The sequence below is a fragment of the Parasedimentitalea denitrificans genome (assembly GCF_011813015.1).
GTDB classification, from domain to species: domain Bacteria; phylum Pseudomonadota; class Alphaproteobacteria; order Rhodobacterales; family Rhodobacteraceae; genus Parasedimentitalea; species Parasedimentitalea denitrificans.
This window is the reverse complement of the sequence record NZ_QHLQ01000010.1, coordinates 108,020-127,184: the sequence shown is the minus strand read 5'-3', so window position 1 is coordinate 127,184 and position 19,165 is coordinate 108,020. Positions and strand designations below refer to the sequence as shown.

Below are 19,165 nucleotides of genomic sequence, written 5' to 3'. Positions count from 1 at the left end.
TGCTGCGCGACTATCGGATCAGCTTGTTTTCAGGACAAACGAATGATTTATGTGCAAAGGTATTAGCAAGACTAATGGATGACTTGATCAATGGCCAAATCCCTTCCACCGCTTACGTGGTTCCGTGCTTTTGAAGCCGCTGCGCGCAACCTGAGTTTTACCGCCGCCGCAGAAGAAATTGGCCTGACGCAATCGGCTGTTAGCCAGCAGGTGAAATCATTGGAAGTTCGGCTTCGCGTTGCGCTGTTTATCCGTCAGGCGCGGGGATTGTCGTTGACCGATGATGGGCGAAGGTTGTTGCCGCAGGTCGCCGCTGCGCTGGACTCACTTGCCGCTGCAACAGACCCATTTGATGTGGGTACGCCAGAAAACTTCCTGACCGTTGCAACATCGGTCAGCATGGCCCAGTGGGTCATTGCGCCATATTTGCCAAATTTCTCCAAGCGACACCCGGATATTCATCTACGGATTCAAAGTGCCACTTGGCCGGACGATTTTCATTCAGCCCAGGCAGATGTGGAAATCCGGTTCGGATCACAAAAACAAGCTGGCAAGAATGCTGAACTTTTGACACCAAACAGGTTAATTGCCCTCAAGTCACCCTCACTGACCGGAGATATCGAGAACCTTCCCCTGGTCGAAGCTGTCGGAACATCCGGTGGTTGGAAGGCCTGGACCGAAACGCATGGTGGAGAGTACCGCCCGGAGTTTTTTGTGGATTCATATGGCATGGCGCTGAATCTGGCAGTACAGGGCAATGGTGTTGCTCTCGTCAGTGAGCTTTTGGCAGATCATGCTATTCGTACAAACCAACTTGTACGTGCGCATGCAGCTTCGATCCCGGGCAAAGAAGGCTATTACCTGTCAATCGTAGAGGCCTCCCGACCTGCGGTATTGTTTCGAGATTGGCTGCTGGAACAGCTTTAGATTTGAGCTCGGCCGTCACTATACTCCCATGTCAGTCATTGGACATTTGCTGCGTCACGCAGCAACGGCGCCAGTGCGGACAAAGTGTTCCTTCGCTGCTTGCGCAGCAATGGCGCCTTTGTTGGTTTTTGACATGACCGACCTTGTCAGATTACACCAACTTCTTTCAAACTTTCACAAACCTCAAAAAGACGTTCGCGGTCTCATTTGGGTTGGTTGCGAGATGCCCGGAATTCGTGGTTCTAAATGAGTGGTGGCTTTCCTTGATCCATTGATCGAAGGCCTTCGGGCATTTATATGTCAGGTCCATTGCGACGATACTTGGTTCATAGGCGACCGAGATTGTCTGGGGCAGCTCACCAAACTCACTCTCGATTGCTTCAAGTGTTTGCACCGCCATTGGCCCATTCGCTGTCTGAACCTGAAACCCGCCGTTTATCGTTTTAGGTTCTCCATAGAGGCCGGATAATTTCTGCCGCAAGTCTACATGCGCCGCTTCCTTGGCCAATATGGTGACACCGCCGATACCGTTCACAGAGTTTGGGTGCTCGAGCCATTCGGGAACGTAAATTAGTTCGGGCCGGTGTTGTTGGCAGAGAAAGAACGACAACCGTGGGAAGGCGGGATCGGGCAAAAGCGCCAACGTGGTTTTGGTTCTGTCTGCACTGCCATCTGGCAGGACAACGTCTCTCCCGAATTCTAGATGACCCGCAACATCAAAACCTACTGCCTTGGCTGTTGTGGCATCGGCAATCATGTCCGTACTGTGCAGCGCGCTAAGGGCTACGCCTTCGCGGACTTGGAGATGATCGAAAACATGGCGGCCAAAGCGGAAATCACCGGCGGGGACTTCGTCGATAAGCGTGTCATCATAGATGCCCATGATCTCCAACAGGCAGCCATCAAACATTGCAAGGCTGGTGCTCGTTCCCCAGGGGTGCTTTCCAATACTCGTCATGTTGAAACCAAGCGAGATCAGACGATCACGCAACCCCTCGATGTCATGCGTAGCCAATAGTGGGTGATCAATGCCGAAGGACGCGTTCATGTATCTTGTTCCTTTTGCAAAAAGGAAACCCGCGCTGGACCGATCTCGCGGGCCTTGGCACCAACGACAACGCGGCCAGCTGGAACGTCGTCCAACACGATAGCTCCAGCTGCGATATTGGCGCCTGCGCCGATTTTGATATTGCCTAAGACCAAAGCACCCGCGCCGATGATCGCGCCATCTTCGATTTTTGGGTGCCGGTCGGGGCCTGGATTGTTGAAAGTACTGCCGAGGGTCACATTATGCCAGATCGAGACGTCCTTGCCGATCACAGCCGTTTCACCAGCGACGAAGCCAAGCCCGTGGTCGAGCCAGAAACCTGCGCCTATTTGGGCGCCTGGGTGAATGTCGGTTGCAAAGGCACGACCAAAGGCCGCCTTAAGTGTCATCGCGAGGCTCGTTTCTCCATTTTGCCAAAGTGTATGGGCCACTCGATGGCCCATCGTGGCATGCACCCCACGCGAAAACAAAAGAACAGCCGCAACGCCGCCGGGTTCAAAGTTCCGCCGCGCTGTTTCTTCGATGTCGCGCAAGGTCTGCGCGACGATTTCAGGTGTCTGATCGTAAGTTTGCCCCACGAGGCTTCCTATAGATGCGCCACAGATCGCACCAAATAGGGCGCCCGCCAGGCCTGCAAAATCTTCGAAGGGCGAAAGATCCAAGATCTCCGCGGCTTTAGTATCGGCTGCGAGCAGCGTTTTGACATCATCAACTAACATAACCGAAGGCTATCCGAGGGGTTGCAGCGCTGTCGAGCCAAACGCTTTTGGTTGACGTATATTCCATCAGAGCGTCGGTGCCGCTGGAACGTCCGAAGCCAGAGTTCAGGGAACCTCCAAAGGGGGACGATACATGGATCGCCTTATAACTATTGATCCAGAATGTACCGGCGCGCACATGGTCCGCAATGCGATGGGCCCTTCCAACATCTGTAGTCCAAACTGCTCCGGCGAGGCTAAATTCCGTCCCGTTGGCCAGCGCGATAGCCTCATCTTCAGTATCAAAAGGGATGGCGGCAACGACAGGTCCAAAGATCTCAGTTTGTGCGACGTGGTCGGTATTTGTTACATTTTTCAGAACTGTAGGCGGGACGAAGTATCCTTTGTCAGGGGTGCTCTCACGGCTCAGAACATTGGCGCCGTCTGACACGGCTCGTGCGACCATTTCGCTCACGTGAGCGAACTGCCGTGCGTTGCTGATCGGACCGACTTCGGTGGCTTCATCAAGCGGATCCCCAAGGCGGATTTCGTTCATTCCTGCGGTCAACATTTCGACCAGTTCGGCGTGAATAGACCGGTGAACAAGAAGGCGAGATCCGGCCACACAGCTTTGTCCGGCACCGGAAAAAATCGCGGCCTGCGCTCCCAGACAAGCATGTTTGAGATTGGCGTCGTCAAAAATAATATTGGCGGATTTTCCACCTAGTTCCAGAACCGACGGCTTCAAAGCTTTCGCCGCAGCGGTTGCGACAACGCGTCCAGTTTCTGGCGAGCCGACAAAGATCACCTTGCGAATTGCTGGATGTTCAATAGCAGTCTGACCAGCCGTGGGCCCAAGTCCGCAGAGCACATTGACCAGACCTTTTGGCAGGCCGACTTGTTCTGCCAGCCGGACCAGCGCGACTGTGGTTACAGGCGTCAACTCGCTGGGTTTGATAACGACACCGTTACCCGTGGCAATGGCAGGCGCAATCTGCCAGCCACCTGTGAATATGGGCGCATTCCAAGGCGTGATCTGAAAAACGACGCCCAGCGGCTCGCGCTTGGTGTAGTTGAGATGGCCTGATGGCACAGGGATCACTTCGCCATGCACCTTGTCAGCCCATCCGCCATAATAGGCAAACATCTCAGCAACTTTGGCGACTTCGACGCGGCAATCTCGGATCGGTTTGCCTGCGACCAGTGCTTCTAGCATTGCCAGAGGTTCTGCTTTGGCAAGTACTGCGCGGGCGATGTCCTGCATCACTTGCCCTCGCGCCATTCCTGACAGGGCTGCCCAGTCGACTTGTGCCTCTTGCGCGGCATGACAGGCTGCCGTCGCAAGCTCGGCTCCTGCGTCATTGTAGGTTGTTAGGGGCAGTTCCGTAAACGGATCGACCAAGGAAATGGGATCGCCAGATCCATTGACCAGTTCGCCATTGATCAAGCTCTGCGGATGGGAGCCAAGATCAAGCGCGCTCATCTGGGCATCGAAAATGTCAATCCGATTGGTCATGAGACGGCTCCATACTTGGTGATTTCATTGAAGTCGGCAGTGTCTGGGATGTCACCTGATTGGTTCAACCATAGGTCCGCGATGCCTGCAAAACCTTCCAGATTGACGCCGGTTTTCCCGGCCAAATCCAGGGCGAGCCCCACGTCCTTGCGCATGAGCCCCATGGTGAAGCCAGAATCAAACGCGCCGTTCAGCACCCATTTAGGAAAGTTGACTTCACTCACACCGCTGCGGCCGGATCCCGCATTTACTCCTTTGAGCAGACCCTCGGGGGCAACGCCAACGGCCTCACACAGACGCAGGGCTTCGGAGACAAGAACTAGGTTCGCCGCACACAGCATATTGTTCGCGATCTTCGCCGCGTGTCCAGCGCCTGACGCACCAACCATCACCGTTTTCGCAGTCAATATATCTGTTATAGGGCGCAAGCACTCAATCGCGGTTTGACTGCCCGCAAGCAACATTGTCATTGTCCCGGCTTTCGCCGCTGCTGGGCCGCCGCTCACGGGGCCATCGATGAATTCGAAACCGTGGGTTTGCCCCAAGGCTGCCATCGCCTGAGACGTGGCTGGGGTCGAAGTTGAGGTATCCAAGACAATCGTGCCCGATTCAATGTGGGTGCAAACCTCACCCATAACCTCTTCTACGATCTGCGCTTTGGGAAGTGATAGAATGACGAATTTTCGGTCTCGAACCAGTTCGGTTACTGTCTCTTCGGTCCGTGCCCCGACGGCAAGCATCCGCTGGCGCGTTTCTACGTCAGGGTCAAAACAGACTACGTCCATCCCGGCCGCAAGCAACTGCGCGACCATTCCGCCGCCCATATTGCCGCACCCAATTACACCGATTTTCATCCTGAGATCCCCACTGAAGTTTTGGGGATAATATCAAATATGAGTTGCGGAAAAATGCTAGGAAGTGGAAATATTGTTGCATCCAGCGCAACACCTATTCTTTCAACGCCACTAAGTATTTCGACATCGCATGGAGCAGTTTTTGCGCAGCCAGCGGTAAACTACGGCCCTGCCTGATGAACAGAGTTGCAGAACCGCTTCCAAAGTTTGCAATAGAAATGTTCCGGGGGCGCAAAATTCCCGCCTTGATGTCCTCAGCCACGACAAACTCGGGTAAAAGTGTAACGCCCAAGTCGTTTTTGACAAATTCTTTGAGCGCCATGATCGAGCCTGTTTCCAGAACGCCACGCGCACGAAATCCGTGAGATACTTCCATCTCCGCAATGACTGCGCTGACGCCATAACCCCGTTTGAGAAACCCGCACGGAAAGTGTGACAAATCCTTCACGTCCACCGACGGGGATGTGTCAAATTTTCCGTTCCGTCGACAGATCACAGCAAGTGGATGCTTCGTTTGTGCGACAACGTTTAGACGCGGATCTGATGGAACGTTGAAGGCCAACCCCACATGTGATCGGTCTTCGAAAATCCTATTTGTCACATGATCTGTTGCTCCAACATCAAGCGTATACGAAATTTCGGGATGATCTTGCGAGAACTTCGTTAGGACGGATTGCGTGAAATCTCCAAGGAATCCTTCTCCCAACGCAACGGACACGGTGCCGCGTTCCATATTCGCGAGTGCATCCAGTTGAGAACGTAGCGCCTCCAGCTCACCCTTTTGCCGTTGAATGTAGCCCATCAACAATGACCCTGCCTCTGTCAGCATCACACCCTTGCGCCCGCGTTCGATCAACGCAGTGGCAAGTTGCTTTTCCAAAGCTGTGATGTTCCTGCTTACGGTTGAGGGCTCAAGTTCAAGTTGGTCTGCCGCGGCACGGATGGTGCCGGTTGTAACCGCTGTCATGAAGCTAAGGACATGTTTTGGATCGTGCTGCATGCGCATCCTACTTTACTCCCAAACACTAGGCTATCCTGCAGACCATGCAATGAAGAACACTTTGGTCGAGCGTGTGTTACATGGTGGCAAACTGTGGGATTTGGCGGACGTTGCTTTTAACGAGGTGACGCAAAACTGACATTCATGCTCGACACGGCGATAGAACGATTGGGTTCGGAGCTATAATTCGTTGTGCTTCGAATCGAAGTCGGGTTCCGGGCCTATCAAAAATATTTCAAACTTCGCTATCTGCGCATTGCTGCCGAGGGTGTCAGGTGCAGCGATGGTCAGAAAATCATCCTTCTAGCTCCAGAAACCGCCTAATTCTGGGCCCAGCACGTATGTCTTAGAAAGGCTGAAACCTGACGTTAGACCAGTTTGTCACGAACGACAGATTTGGGCCGTTCTCGACATGTCAGCGCGCCCTGGGGCCGACTTTGCAAAGGTCAATAACTGCGCAAAGCTGCCCTTGATGCCAACTACAGCGAAGGACCGCATTCAGCGAAAGTCTGACATTCCTGGCGTATGAGGTAATTCATCTCGGAAGCGAGAGTTGCGGACCTTCGCTGCGATGCCCAACATCAGCTACGTTATCCTCAGCAAGAACGAAGTGATCATTTGCCCTTTCGTGGTCGCGGTAATTGGGCAATTCTTTGAAACATCTTCACCAAAGGCTGTGAACGTCTGAATTATTTGCATATCGCCGTTAGTGCCCGTAAATTTGGCCACGCAAAAATCCACCCTCTCTAAATAGCACATCCAGGTAACTCAAGTTACCTTTGATCGTGTCTGGAAACGTTCTTCCTTCCAGGTTTCGTTCTTCAGAATACGCTCCAGAACATCCACGGCCCCCAGAATGTCGCTGTGGTTGATGAATAATGGCGTAATCCCAAAGCGCATAATATCTGGTGCGCGAAAGTCACCGATTACCCCGGCAGCAATCAACGCCTGCATGCAGGGATAGCCATGCTCAAAACGGAAAGAAACATGACTTCCTCGTTCCTCTGGGTTGCGTGGGCCGGCGAAGGTAACACCAGGACAGCGGGTCTCAATCTCGCTGATGAACAGTTCGGATAACTCAATAGAACGGGCGCGCAGATCATTCATGTCTACGTCCTCCCAGATATCTAGCGCAGCGCTTAGAAGCGAGAATGAAGCGATAGAAGGGGTGCCGACCCGCATGCGGTCAATTTTGCCAGGCATCGGGCGATAATCGGTGTCAAAGGCAAAAGGTGCTTCGTGTCCATACCAGCCAGAGAGTGCAGGGTCGACATCATTCAGAAGCCGAGATGCGACGTGGATGAAAGCGGGCGCGCCGGGGCCGGCGTTGAGATATTTATAGGTACATCCCACTGCAAAGTCGGTATCAGCTTCGGTCACATCCACAGGCACTGCACCAATGGAATGGGCAAGATCCCAGACCACTACGGCACCAACGGCGTGCGCTTTTTCAATCACGGCTTTCATGTCGTGCTTGCGACCTGTGCGATAATCCACTTCGGTCAGCATCACCACCGCGACCTCATCGGTTATGCCAGCCATCACATCTTCGGGGTTGGGGATACGAAGTTCGTATTCCTTGTTTTTTAGCTTCATCAGCCCCTCGACCATGTAAAGATCGGTGGGAAAGTTGCCATTGTCCGACAGGATAACCCTGCGGTCTGGCACCATGGACAGCCCTGCCGCTACAGCCTGAAATACTTTGATCGACAGTGTGTCACCGACCACAGTAGTTCCCGGAGCCGCACCAATTAGTCGGCCAACGCGGTCGCCGAGTGTGTTGGTCTGCATGAACCAGTTTTTGGTGTTCCAGCCCTTGATCAGCTCTGGCTGCCATTCCTCGGTCAGGAAGCTGTTCATCGCAGCTGGTGCTGTCTTGGGCATCGGGCCCAGAGAATTCCCGTTCAGGTAGATCATCCCTTCGGGGATATCGAACATGGCGCGTGTTTTGGCAAAATCGGTCATTTGTGTTTCAGCTTCCGTGGGGGCAGAGATATTGGTACAAGGGGGCAGGCGGGGTAGGCTGGCGTTTTTGGTTGGATTTAGGTCACGCGATGTCCGCAGAATGCCAAACATTCTTAACCGTCATGTAGTTATCCAAACCTTCGGTTCCACCTTCCCGACCATACCCACTGGATTTCACACCACCAAATGGCGTTTCAGGCATTGAAGCTTCCAGTGTGTTGATCGACAGGTTGCCGACTTCAACACTGTCGATCATATGATCGATATAGTCAGCCCGATTGGTGAACGCATACCCCGCCAGACCATATTGAACCGAATTTGCTTTTTGAATTGCGTCATCCAGACAGGAAACCGGATTGATGACTGCAATCGGACCAAAAGGTTCTTCACGCATGATATGCGCATGATCCGGAACATTTGTCAGAACTGTTGGCTGGAAGAAATAGCCTGTGGTGCCGTGACGAGTGCCCCCGGTTCTGACCTCGGCCCCAGCGGAGCGGGCGTCTTCGACCTGTTCCGTTAGCGCAGGTACCCGGCGATCATTGGCCAGTGGGCCCATTTCAACCCCTTCGTCCATACCATTCCCAACCACGGTCGCGGCGGCCCTTTCAACAAATTTCTCGGTAAACGCGTCAAAGATGCTCTCATGTACGAAAAACCGAGTGGGGGAAGTACAGACCTGTCCGGCGTTGCGCATTTTTCGCATGGCCCCACTGACCGCGGCCTTTTCCACATCCGTGTCTTCGCAGACGATTACGGGTGCATGCCCGCCCAACTCCATGAGAACCGGCGTCATATGCTGAGAGGCCAATGTGGTCAGATGACGCCCCACAACAGTTGACCCGGTGAACGCCACAAGGCGAACGGCCGACTGTGGGATCAAGTGACCAGAGATTTCAGAGGGGGTACCAAACACAAGGTTCAAAATCCCTGAAGGTAACCCAGCTTCCTCAAATGCGCGCACGATATGGATTGCGCCTGCAGGCGTTTCCTCAGCGGCCTTGAGGATGATTGAACATCCCGAAGCCAGCGCCCCACCGATTTTACGCGCCGGTTGGCTCATCGGGAAGTTCCACGGCGAGAAAGCGGCAACGACGCCAACGGGGTGGTGATGTACCGTGAACTTTTGGCCGCGCGCTGCTGGGATGACCCGGCCGTAGGTTCGCATGGCTTCGCCGGCATCCCACTCAAAGAACTCGGCACCACGAATGACTTCTTGGCGCGCCTGAGGAAGTGGTTTTCCGTGTTCCGCCGTAATCGCTAGCGCGATCTCTTCTTGGCGGGTACGCATGATTGCAGCGGCGCGCAGAATGGTATCAGCACGGTCACGTGGTGAGGTATTGCTCCAGATTTGAAAGCCCTTTTCAGCCGCTTCCAGTGCGTCATCCAGGTCTGTCTGCTCGGCGTGCGGCAGTCGCCCGATCTCTTCTTCGGTGGCCGGGTTGACCACCGGCATACTCCGCGCAGTTTTGCGCCACTTGCCACCGATAAACAGCTCTAGATCTGGGTACATGAACCGCGTGCCTCCTCAATTGTCTGCCTACAGATCATGCAAAACTGACTGCTTCATCAAGTGAATTGGCTGAATACAGGTATAAGAAAGTGGAATAGCTGAGGCTACATTCTCTCTGCAGTGTGATGCAGAGCCTGCAAAAATGCGCGACCAGCCGGCGATAGACTATCTTCGCTTCGGTAAGACAGGCCAACAGGGCCGGCGCCAAAGGGAACGGTCCAGGCCAGTCTCTTTAGCAGCCCGTTTTCAACGTCCTCGGAAACAACATGTGCAGGCATCAAGCTGATTAGATTGCGGGACCGTAAAAGCGCGCGATTTGCAAGATATGACACGGATTCAAGGTAGTTGGGCGGTGCATATTGCTCTTGGCTGACAAAGAACTGATCAACCTGTCTGCGCAGCGACGTCTCTAACGGGGGCAATATCCAACCAAAGGGCCTAAGTTGTTCGAAGGAGACTGACGGCTCGGCAGCCAGTGGATGGTGCGCACCAACGACCGCATGGATGCGTTCATCGTAAAGCTTTTCCTGGACTATTTTGTCCCTATGGCGCTGAGACGGAAGGCGCCCCACGACCATATCAATTTCACCCGACAGCAAGGCGGGCATCAGAACTTCATTGGTTCCTTCTGTGATTTTTACCGCAACTTTCGGCCGCTCCGTTAGCAGAATTTCGATGGCACCTGGTAGCAAGCTGGGGGAAGCGGCCAGAAGCGTACCAATGACCACGCGACCACTGCTGCCTTCATTCAGGTCATCCAGCTCCTGTGCGGCACTGGAAACCTGAGCAAAAATAAGCTTCCCGTGACGGATCAGAGTATCGCCAAATACGGTTGGGATGACACCGCGATTGGTGCGTTGAAACAGTGTGACCTCAAAATCCAGCTCAAGGTCCTGGATCATTTTGGTGGCCGCAGGTTGCGAAACACCCAACTCGCGCGCGGCATTCTGAATGTTGCCATGGCGGCCAACGGCGACAAGCAACCGAAGTTGCCGTAGCTTTAGGCGGCTAAGGGCGCGATCAACAATTCGGGAGTGCTTGGCGGCCATCGCGATTTCTACAACATAATTGGGTTGGTGAGTTGCTCTAGCTTACTGACCACACTCATGGCTGCAAGCGCCGAACTACGAGGGTTATCAGGCAAAGATTTACCTCGGATCTGGAACTGAAAGCTGCCAAAATCACCGATCGCTTCAATCTCGTGGATATTCTGCGAGACGGCAGCATCTGCAATCAGCTTCACACTTGTTTTCTCAAACCCTAATCCAGCCAGTGCCACCGCAGCGGCAACATTGGCGTTTTTGGGGTAAGCTATTGCTGCCTCGCGTGCTGATCCTTCGAAATGCACGACGGCCCCAGTGGTCAACGCGTCTAGGTCAATCACCTGTTCGCCGGGCGATCCAGCCCATCCTCTAGGCGGTTTTCGCCCTACATAGGTGACGCTTTCAAGTTTACCGGTCCGTGCGGCTTGCAGGCAATCCAGGGCCCCAATTGCGCCGCTTGCAAGGTGAAGCTTTGCATTGCCCCACAAGGTGGATTCTTGCAATTTATTATACAGGTTTTGGTCCGCCAAAGCGCCAATTGAAACCGTGATCAGATTTGTACCGCGTTGCAAGATTTCTGCGCCATAGGCCGACAAAGCACTGTGTCCGGCGCAGTCGATCATCAGATCCAGATCGTCCGGCAGTTCGTCGACTGAGTAGACATGCTGGTCGCCCTGGTGTTCCCCGCGCCGTTCCGGTCGTAGCAAGACAGCGCCAAGAATATGGTTGGATGACGCGATATGCTCTCTCACATGGCGGGCGATCGCCCCATTGCCGATAATTCCTACAATCATTGCCGTCTCCAGTTTGCTGGCGCTATGTAGCTTTAACTCAGATTGATTTGGTATAGTTTTTTTTGATATCTGTTTTTGACGTTTCGAATTGGCCGATCCCTTGGTTTGCGCGCAGAAAGGCGACAAAGCCAGCCGACATCCACACAAGGTGCACGCAATGAAATACTCTAAATTTGAGGCCAAGGAATATGCGCGTGAAAATATGCGCGGAATTTGGGCTGCAGCCCTGAACCCGTTTGCCGAGGACGGCTCGCTTAACGAAACGGGCCTGCGCAGCAACATTCGCCATTGGATTGATGACCTGGAAATTCAGGGGCTGTTCATTGCTGGTAAGCAGGGTGAGTTCTTCTCAATGAGTCTTGAAGAACGTAAGCGCAATATGACGCTTGCCGTTGATGAGTGTGGCGACAAAGCCGGTACAATCATGTCGATCTCGGATCAGAACGTGAATACGGTGCTTGAACTGGGCCGTCACGCTCAGGACTGCGGCGCCGACTATGTGGTCGTGCATGCGCCGGTGCTCAGCTTTTGCAGTGATCGCGACGAAGTTCTGTTCAATTACTACAAGTATCTTTGTGACCGTCTGGATATCGGCATCGCCATGTGGAGCCACCCGGACAGTGGCTACCTGATGGAGCCTGAGACCTGTGCGCGCATCGCTGAATTGCCAAACATCATGGCGATCAAATATTCTGTGCCACGTGAGATGTATAAGCGGCTGAGCCACATGATCGGCGACAAGATCCACGTTTCAACATCCGCCGAGGGTGATTGGCTGGACAACATTAAGGAGCTGGACTGGAAGCTCTACCTTTGCTCATCGCCGCCCTATCAGCTGCAGACAAAAAACGACATGCGGATGCACGAATATACTCAATTGGCATTTCAAAGGAAATTCGCTGAAGCCCGTAAGGTGCGCGATAGCCTGAACCCTGTTCGCGAAGCCATCAAAAGTACCAAACCGGGTGGCAAGCCCACAGCTCATGGCAAGTACTGGCAAGAACTCTTAGGTCAAGTCGGTGGTGCGGTTCGTCATCCGATGTTGGAGCTGACAGAGGCTGAAAAAGCGACCGTTCGACATGCGTTTGAGAGATGCGGCTTGAAGCTGTAGAGCCATGCCCGACTGGTGTCGACGCTGATGCCTGGGGAAATCCTCGTATTGTTGTCGGCGCTGTTCTATGGCGCGGCGAGTGTTGCGATCGTTCGGGGGCAGGGGGGCAAAAGTCATGACAACGGCCTATTGCTCTCCGTCATTCTGACGGCGGTAATAAGTGGCTTTATCTGGCAGAAGTTCGGGCATGTGGGACTGGAACGGTTCGAAACTGCAGATGGTCGCTGGGGCCTGTTAATATTTGCGCTGGCCGGGCTGTTCTCGATCGTCTTTGGCCGTATCTGCCTCTATGTTTCCACCGAACGGCTTGGTGCCGTCCGTGCCAGCATCCTTAGACGTTTGACTCCGGTATTCGCAGTGCCATTTGCCTTTTTGATCCTAGGCACTGTTCCAGGAGTAAGAGAGACGACCGGCGGTGCAATCGTTCTAACCGCGGTGCTGTTGTTTTTTGGACCTGCGGGCCGCCTGCCTTCTGGGGTGCTATCGGGGTATGTCTGGGCCGTTAGTTCAGCAGCGTTCTATGCGATGGCGTACTGCCTGCGCAGCTTGGGGATGGAAAGTGTTCCTGATCCTGCTTTCGGGACATTTGTTGGGGCCTTAGCCGGACTGGTCTGGCTGATTGCTAGAGCATGTTTTCGCAGTGGATTTCGGAATTCCATAATGTGGTCGCTTGCACAAAACGGGCCATGGCAATGGGTGGCGGCACTGTCACTTAGTATCGGCCAGATGTTGCAGTTCTTTGCTCTCAGTTCTGCCTCGGTTCCTGTGGTTGCGGTTCTCGGAACGCTTGAAGTCATTTTCGCGGCTGCGCTTGCAGCCATTTTGTCGGGGGATGGCGCCCAATTGAACGCCAAGATTATCCTTTGTGTGGGTCTTGTCCTAGTTGGAACCGCATTGCTGGTCCGGTTGTAACGGGATGCTGGACGTAGACGTTTCCAATGCATTCCCGATATAAGATTTTCCGATACCTACTTCCTGCAATAGCCTTTGCTGTTATGGCCAATATCTCTCAGGGTTTAGTGAAAGAGGAGGGTACCATGAATCTACATCCAACATTGACCCCGTTCAATTTTCAGAAATGGGTTGAAGACAACCAAGACAAATTGAAGCCGCCAGTTAACAATCAGCTTCTGCACAAAGAGGGCGACATGATTGTCATGGTTGTTGGCGGGGGAAACACGCGTGTAGATTTCCACGATGATCCGGTCGAGGAATGGTTCTTTCAGATCAAGGGCGACATGGTTCTGAAGATCGCTGACAGTGGGAAGATCTATGACGTTCCGGTCCGTGAAGGTGAAGTGTTCCTGTTGCCTCCACATACCATCCACGCGCCTCAGCGGCCAAATGAGGGGTTGGGGATCGTCGTGGAGGCGCCACGTCAACCGGGCATGTTGGAAGGTTTTGAATGGCACTGTTTCAACTGTGAAACGCGAGTGCATCGCGTTGAGCTGCCGCTGGGTGGGCCAGAGGGCATCGTGACCGCGCTTCCAAAAATATATGAGGCGTTTCACAACGACATGGACGCACGGACCTGTCCCGAATGCGGCACAGTCCATCCCGGCAAAGGTAAACCGCCTGAAGGCTGGGTGAAGATCTAAATCAGTTTGAAAAAAAGGGGATTACCATGAAAAAATTCGTGAGAACACTCGCGTCAACCGCGGTGGTCGCGGTGTCATCAATTACAGCGCAGGCAGATGAGTTCCGGTTGGGACTGATCACACCGCCGCCGCATATCTGGACCAAGGCAGCCGAAGCTTTTGGCGAGGATCTGGCCGAAGCTAGTGGCGGCGCCCACAGCGTTTCAGTTTTTCCAGCCCGACAGCTTGGAAATGAGGCCGAGATGCTGCAGCAGCTTCAAACCGGCGCGCTGGATATGGCGTTTATGACAGTGGCTGAAGTTTCAAACCGAGCCCCAAATCTGGGCGCGTTCTATGCGCCCTATCTGGCGAATGATATCGCTCATGCCGGGCGCATATTGCGTTCTGGCACTGCCAAATCCATGCTGAGCCCGCTGCCTGCTCAGGTCGGAGTGGTTGGCGTTGGTTATGGCATGGCGGGGCTGCGCCAGATCGTAAGCCGTGGGGACGTGAGTAGCACTGCCGATCTTGAGGGTCGCAAACTGCGGATCACTCCGTTCGCTCCGATTTTGGACTTTTATAACGCTGTTGGCGCGGCACCGACACCGATGCCTCTGCCATCGGTTTATGACGCGCTGGCAAACGGTCAGGTCGATGCCATTGATATGGACGCCGAGCTGATCTGGGTGCTGAAGTACTATGAGCACGCTGATACAATCCTGCAGTCCGACCACATGATGTTCCCGATGGTGGGTCTTGTGTCGGCACGGGTCTGGGCAGGTCTGTCAGAGGAAGATCGGGCAATGATTGGCGAATTGATGGCCAGTCATGTCGACAGCACCATCGACAGCTATATCGAAAAAGAAGCGGGCTGGCTGGACCAGATCAAGGGCACCGGCAAGACCTTTACCAAGGTTGATGCGGCCTTCTTTGGCAATGCCATAAGCGAATGGAATGCAGCTTGGGAGCAGAAGTCAGAGTCGCTTGGCGACCTGCGTACAACTGCTTCGGAAACCCAGTAAGAAATAACACCTATGACTAAGGGACGCGGGTATGCCTGCGTCCTTTTCTTGGGGGAGGGGGGTATATGCTCTATCTGCTATCACGATCTTGGGCGAAAATGGAGCTATGGTGCTCGGCCTTTCTGGCGCTAATGATTACCCTCTTGATCTTGTTAAACGTGGCGACCCGCTCTCTTGGCGCTGCGCTGTTTTGGGTCGATGAATTGGCCATTTATACGATGGTGTGGATGACGTTTTTTGGCGCATCCGCGGCAATGCACTACCGAACCTCGGTTTCAATTACGTTGCTCACAGACGCCGTGCCCCTTGCGGTCAAGGCCATAATCGAAAAGGTGGTTGATCTGATAGTGTTCGCCTTTGCAATTGCCGTGGTGTGGTTTTGCTGGCGCTGGTTCTCACCGCTTGAGCTTGCCCGCGCTGGATTTGATACAGTGGCGTTTCAGGGCGCAACGTTCAATTTCATCTATGCAGAGCCGACTTCGACGCTGGGTGTGCCGAAATATTTGTTCTGGCTGGTGATGTGGTTTTTTGCCTTCGGAGCTGTGCTTCATTCCGCGATGCACTTGTTTTCCAATCCAGTTCGGGAGGCAGACCAATGACTGCATTCATTTTCCTTGCCACATTGATCCTGTCGGTCCCCGTGGCCATCGTTCTGGTCATCGCTGCTGTTTGGTACATCTGGCAGAGCGGCAATACGGTTCTTTATGACAGTATCGCCTTAAAAATGTTCGGCGGATTGGAGAACTACGGCCTGCTGGCAATTCCGCTGTTTATGCTAACAGGAGAGTTGATGAACGAAGGTGGCATGACAAAGCGGCTGATCAATGCTGCGCGGGTTTTTGTCGGCGGTTTTCGCGGTGGTCTGGCCTATATCAACCTACTGGCCAACATGTTCATGGCCGCGATCATTGGCTCCGCCACAGCGCAGATCGCGGTTATGTCGCGGGCGATGGTGCCGGCAATGGAGGAAGAAGGCCATGACAAAGGATTTGCGGCCGCCACAACAGCTGCGGGTGGGCTTCTGGCTCCGGTTATTCCCCCATCGATGATGTTTGTGATCTATGGTGTGTTGGCGCAAATCCCCATTGGCGAAATGTTCATAGCCGGGATCATCCCTGGTTTGCTTTTAGCCTCGGCCTTCGCCCTTGTAATTACAGTCATTGGCTGGGTGCACCAATTCCCTAAAGGCGCTTGGCTAACGCGCAAGCAGGCCGCTAACGCCCTTCTTGATGCGATGCCCGCCCTTTTGATCCCACTTTCTATCATCGGTGGAATTCTGTTTGGGATAGCCACTCCAACCGAGTCCGCTGCCATCGCCTCTTTGATCGCCTTTCTTGTTGGCTGGCTGTTCTATGGTGAATTGAAGCCATCCCATTTGGGAGAGATGTTCACGCGCACTGCTGCCAACGCGTCGATGATCATCTTTATGATTGCCGCGGCCAGTGTGTTTGGTTGGGTCATCATTTATGAAGAGGTACCGCAGAAACTGGCGAGCCTGATTACCTCGGTCACATCCGATCCGTTCCTATTCCTGCTGATCGTGAATGCAGCGTTGTTGGTGGTGGGTATGGTAATCGACGGCATCGCCGCAATCATTCTTATCACCCCGATTTTGTTGCCAATTGCGATGGGATCCTATGACATCAGCCCTTACCAGTTTGGGGTTGTGGTTTGCCTGAACCTTGCTTTGGGCCTGTTGACGCCGCCGGTTGGGATCGGGCTTTATATCGCCTCAGCGATGAGTAACACAACACCCGGTGAAATTCTGAAAGCGTTGTGGCCATTCCTCTTGGTTGTTGCATTCATTCTCGTCTTGCTGAGCTATTTCCCTGTGCTTTCACTTCTGTTGATCTGATTTTGAGTACTTGTCTGACGTCAGACACTGCCTTTGGTGCAGGTCTCATCAATCAGCTGTTTCCAGCCCAAAATGGGCACGGGCACAGACCCAACGCGGCACCCTCAGTACTGCAAATGAGGCAAGCAACGGTGTAGTGTTGTAGGCTAAGTGAAACTCTTTTGCAGCATCGTATTCTCCCCTCGCTTGGAGGATTAAACCGGAATAGGCGTTTACCACGAAGAAGGCGACAACTGACCTGCCCAAGAGCAACCCGTAACGCCAGACGCGTAGGTCATTCCATTTGGGCAACGATGCTATGTGACGGAGACTCGGCAGCCTGGCTCTTTCTATTGCGGATTGATCCCTAGGAGAGCGCGTCAGCGCCACTAACAATGCAATCAGCAGTAATGGGATAGACCAAAGGACCAAAGCAAATCGCCAATCGCTCTCTGCCAATGGGGTTCAACGGGTAGAGTCAGACCAGCCCCCGACAATTCGCCAATCATCATATCATTGAGGTAAACTGAGCTGCCAAGTGCGACATGCGTGGGCGTCCAAATACGCGTTGCAGCAGGAAGAGCTGTCTGGAACACGGTAACACCCAATCCCATTTCAGCTGATGCAGAAAACAACATTGCAGCAGATTGTACCTGTCCACGAGCTCCGGAGGCTGCCGTCTTCACAAGAAGTCCTGAAACGATAGCGGCGCGCAGGCCAAAGCGCGTTATAATCCAAACTGCTAGAAAACTACTTGCTCCCAGATGATCTCGAAGCCCAGATCGGAGCCTTCGTCGACCACTGCAACCACTAGCGATTCCACGAGATCCTGAACAACGTCACACCTTAAGATGTCGACTTCGGACGGGACAAAGCCATTCTACAGCAGCGAGAAAGGATCAAACAGAAGACGTTCGAAGAGCGACGCTTGCATCATAGGCAGTACGCCGCATAATCAAACCAATCAGATGAGCTAAACCCTCTCTTAGTTTAAGTCGCCTTTGGAACCCAAACTCTGCTGACGTACGCAGGAGGCTGGTTTGTCAGGATGAGGAAGTCCAACAAATGCGCATGAATATTGAATAAAGAATAAAAGCGGATCTTGGAAGTCTGGCATGATATTGAAGATCGAATGCGCGACAAAAGCACTGAGATGATTGCTCAATTCACTGCCAGCAAAACTGATGTCGATTACTCGAATGTTATGGACACGTTGTTCTCTCGGAACCAAGAGCCCAACTCAGGAGGACTGCGGTCCGCCGCGAAGTGGATTGTTATCGTTGCAGGCCGCGTTCCCACCACCGGAAACGGGTTCTAAGGAAAGTAGGCGAAACATTCGGTCTGTCCAGATTAGGAGCGACAGCGTTGAATATGGCGTTTTAAACAATATTATTGATCGTCGGAACTACAGGTTTGTTTGGAGTTTTGAGCGCATTCGATGTGGGTGGTGGATTCGTGTAGGTGTCTGGAATTTTACGCTCAAATGTTAGCAGTGGTAATGGATTTTGTAATATATAGAGTTGTGACGGTAAGAACTGGGATCTCATGTTTCTCGTAAAAAAATGGTGACAAATTCGGTGGCAAGTCGAAAATTCCAGAAGTATCTAAAAACCAAAAAAGCCCTTAAGCTCTTGGGCTTAAGGGCTTTTTATGGCTCCGGCGGTAGGGATCGAACCTACGACCAATTGATTAACAGTCAACTGCTCTACCGCTGAGCTACGCCGGAATATATGTGATCATATAGCTATGGATTTTGGCGAGGTCCAGAGGGGAAAATACTTTTTCTGAAAATATTGAGATTGCCGTGTTGCAGTTTTGAAAAGTGTTATTAGTCATGCGGTTACCCGTCTTTTCTGATCTGCGAAACCGCTGGGATTGGTGTATATTCGGCGATACAATTATGGAAACAGTAGCTCGGGTGGGCACTATTACGTGAATCGGGATGAATGACGTAGCCAAATACGTTCACATGCTTTGGCCCACTCTCGGTGGGAGAGGGTAGGTCACCTAGCTTTCTCATCGTTTGCAAGGTGCCTATGGCGCCATCGCAGTCTTCTTGTTTGTTTTGACTGCCCAGTGATTTCATCATCCAACCGAGTTTTGGGATTTACACTCGCTAGAAGCGGAAATGTGCAGGAAGAGCGCTAAATGTAAGTCTGGAAACAAATTTGCAACCAGGTCGATTGGTCGCCTGTTGGCAATTGTCAAAGGTGTGGGGATGACCGAGAGTGCCAATCGTAAGGCAGATGCAATCAGGCACGCC

The 19,165-nt window shown here is 53.1% G+C and carries 19 protein-coding genes, 1 tRNA gene and 1 pseudogene; 10 read left to right on the top strand and 11 right to left on the bottom strand.

Features of this window, described 5'->3' with window-relative positions:
* The first annotated feature begins 90 nt into the window (after window positions 1-90).
* A complete protein-coding gene (locus DL239_RS11870) occupies window positions 91-927 on the top strand; it encodes a LysR family transcriptional regulator (protein WP_167684310.1) in 837 nt (278 codons plus the stop codon).
* Window positions 928-1,093: 166 nt separating this feature from the next.
* Here the strand turns inward: DL239_RS11870 and DL239_RS11865 are convergent, their stop codons facing one another.
* From DL239_RS11865 to DL239_RS11845, 5 genes are all read right to left on the bottom strand, one after another.
* Entirely contained in the window at window positions 1,094-1,975 is an 882-nt protein-coding gene (locus DL239_RS11865; protein WP_167684309.1) for a VOC family protein, read from the bottom strand.
* Window positions 1,972-2,694 (bottom strand): serine O-acetyltransferase EpsC, encoded by a 723-nt coding sequence (gene epsC / locus DL239_RS11860; protein ID WP_167684308.1) that lies wholly within the window; start codon window positions 2,692-2,694, stop codon window positions 1,972-1,974. The genes DL239_RS11865 and epsC overlap by 4 nt, the downstream gene beginning before the upstream one ends.
* Window positions 2,684-4,189 (bottom strand): aldehyde dehydrogenase family protein, encoded by a 1,506-nt coding sequence (locus DL239_RS11855; protein WP_167684307.1) that lies wholly within the window; start codon window positions 4,187-4,189, stop codon window positions 2,684-2,686. Before DL239_RS11855 ends, epsC begins: the two co-directional genes overlap by 11 nt.
* Entirely contained in the window at window positions 4,186-5,043 is an 858-nt protein-coding gene (locus DL239_RS11850) for an NAD(P)-dependent oxidoreductase (protein ID WP_167684306.1), read from the bottom strand. Before DL239_RS11850 ends, DL239_RS11855 begins: the two co-directional genes overlap by 4 nt.
* 94 nt (window positions 5,044-5,137) lie before the next feature.
* On the bottom strand, window positions 5,138-6,043 hold the full coding sequence (locus DL239_RS11845) for a LysR family transcriptional regulator (RefSeq protein ID WP_206188438.1): 906 nt from the start codon (window positions 6,041-6,043) through the stop codon (window positions 5,138-5,140).
* Here DL239_RS11845 and DL239_RS11840 point away from each other — a divergent pair.
* Entirely contained in the window at window positions 6,042-6,182 is a 141-nt protein-coding gene (locus tag DL239_RS11840) for a hypothetical protein (protein ID WP_167684304.1), read from the top strand. The two genes, DL239_RS11845 and DL239_RS11840, sit on opposite strands and share 2 nt — an antisense overlap.
* A 629-nt stretch (window positions 6,183-6,811) precedes the next feature.
* Here the strand turns inward: DL239_RS11840 and kynU are convergent.
* The 4 genes from kynU to DL239_RS11820 form a co-directional block, all read right to left on the bottom strand.
* Window positions 6,812-8,008 (bottom strand): kynureninase, encoded by a 1,197-nt coding sequence (gene kynU / locus DL239_RS11835; RefSeq protein WP_167684334.1) that lies wholly within the window; start codon window positions 8,006-8,008, stop codon window positions 6,812-6,814.
* 82 nt (window positions 8,009-8,090) lie between these two features.
* Window positions 8,091-9,521 carry an NAD-dependent succinate-semialdehyde dehydrogenase gene (locus DL239_RS11830; protein WP_167684303.1) on the bottom strand — a complete coding sequence of 477 codons (1,431 nt, stop codon included), beginning with the start codon at window positions 9,519-9,521 and terminating at the stop codon, window positions 8,091-8,093.
* 104 nt (window positions 9,522-9,625) lie between these two features.
* Window positions 9,626-10,570, bottom strand: a complete 945-nt coding sequence (locus DL239_RS11825) for a LysR substrate-binding domain-containing protein (RefSeq protein WP_167684302.1) — start codon at window positions 10,568-10,570, stop codon at window positions 9,626-9,628.
* An 8-nt stretch (window positions 10,571-10,578) separates the two neighbouring features.
* Window positions 10,579-11,358, bottom strand: coding sequence for an aspartate dehydrogenase (locus tag DL239_RS11820; RefSeq protein WP_167684301.1), 780 nt, complete (start codon window positions 11,356-11,358; stop codon window positions 10,579-10,581).
* Window positions 11,359-11,515: 157 nt separating this feature from the next.
* On the opposite strand from DL239_RS11820, the gene DL239_RS11815 reads away from it, so the two are divergent.
* From DL239_RS11815 to DL239_RS11790, 6 genes are all read left to right on the top strand, one after another.
* Complete coding sequence (locus DL239_RS11815) at window positions 11,516-12,469, top strand: dihydrodipicolinate synthase family protein (protein WP_167684300.1); 954 nt, start codon at window positions 11,516-11,518, stop codon at window positions 12,467-12,469.
* A 27-nt stretch (window positions 12,470-12,496) separates the two neighbouring features.
* Window positions 12,497-13,381: an EamA family transporter gene (locus DL239_RS11810; RefSeq protein ID WP_167684299.1), complete on the top strand. Its 885-nt coding sequence runs from the start codon at window positions 12,497-12,499 to the stop codon at window positions 13,379-13,381.
* Window positions 13,382-13,506: 125 nt separating this feature from the next.
* Window positions 13,507-14,067, top strand: coding sequence for a 3-hydroxyanthranilate 3,4-dioxygenase (locus DL239_RS11805; protein ID WP_167684298.1), 561 nt, complete (start codon window positions 13,507-13,509; stop codon window positions 14,065-14,067).
* A gap of 26 nt (window positions 14,068-14,093) precedes the next feature.
* Complete coding sequence (locus tag DL239_RS11800; RefSeq protein ID WP_167684297.1) at window positions 14,094-15,068, top strand: TRAP transporter substrate-binding protein; 975 nt, start codon at window positions 14,094-14,096, stop codon at window positions 15,066-15,068.
* A 65-nt stretch (window positions 15,069-15,133) separates the two neighbouring features.
* Window positions 15,134-15,667, top strand: a complete 534-nt coding sequence (locus DL239_RS11795; protein ID WP_167684296.1) for a TRAP transporter small permease — start codon at window positions 15,134-15,136, stop codon at window positions 15,665-15,667.
* Window positions 15,664-16,923, top strand: a complete 1,260-nt coding sequence (locus DL239_RS11790; RefSeq protein WP_167684295.1) for a TRAP transporter large permease — start codon at window positions 15,664-15,666, stop codon at window positions 16,921-16,923. The genes DL239_RS11795 and DL239_RS11790 overlap by 4 nt, the downstream gene beginning before the upstream one ends.
* A 380-nt stretch (window positions 16,924-17,303) precedes the next feature.
* Here the strand turns inward: DL239_RS11790 and DL239_RS11785 are convergent, their stop codons facing one another.
* Window positions 17,304-17,588: a hypothetical protein gene (locus DL239_RS11785; protein WP_167684294.1), complete on the bottom strand. Its 285-nt coding sequence runs from the start codon at window positions 17,586-17,588 to the stop codon at window positions 17,304-17,306.
* 53 nt (window positions 17,589-17,641) lie between these two features.
* Between DL239_RS11785 and DL239_RS21675 the strand changes: the two are divergent.
* A pseudogene (locus DL239_RS21675) lies at window positions 17,642-17,857 on the top strand (IS3 family transposase); the annotation flags it as partial.
* Window positions 17,858-18,034: 177 nt separating this feature from the next.
* Window positions 18,035-18,220 carry a hypothetical protein gene (locus DL239_RS11780; RefSeq protein WP_167684293.1) on the top strand — a complete coding sequence of 62 codons (186 nt, stop codon included), beginning with the start codon at window positions 18,035-18,037 and terminating at the stop codon, window positions 18,218-18,220.
* Between the two features lie 333 nt (window positions 18,221-18,553).
* Here DL239_RS11780 and DL239_RS11775 read toward each other — a convergent pair.
* Window positions 18,554-18,628, bottom strand: a tRNA-Asn gene (locus tag DL239_RS11775).
* Between the last annotated feature and the right edge of the window lie 537 nt (window positions 18,629-19,165).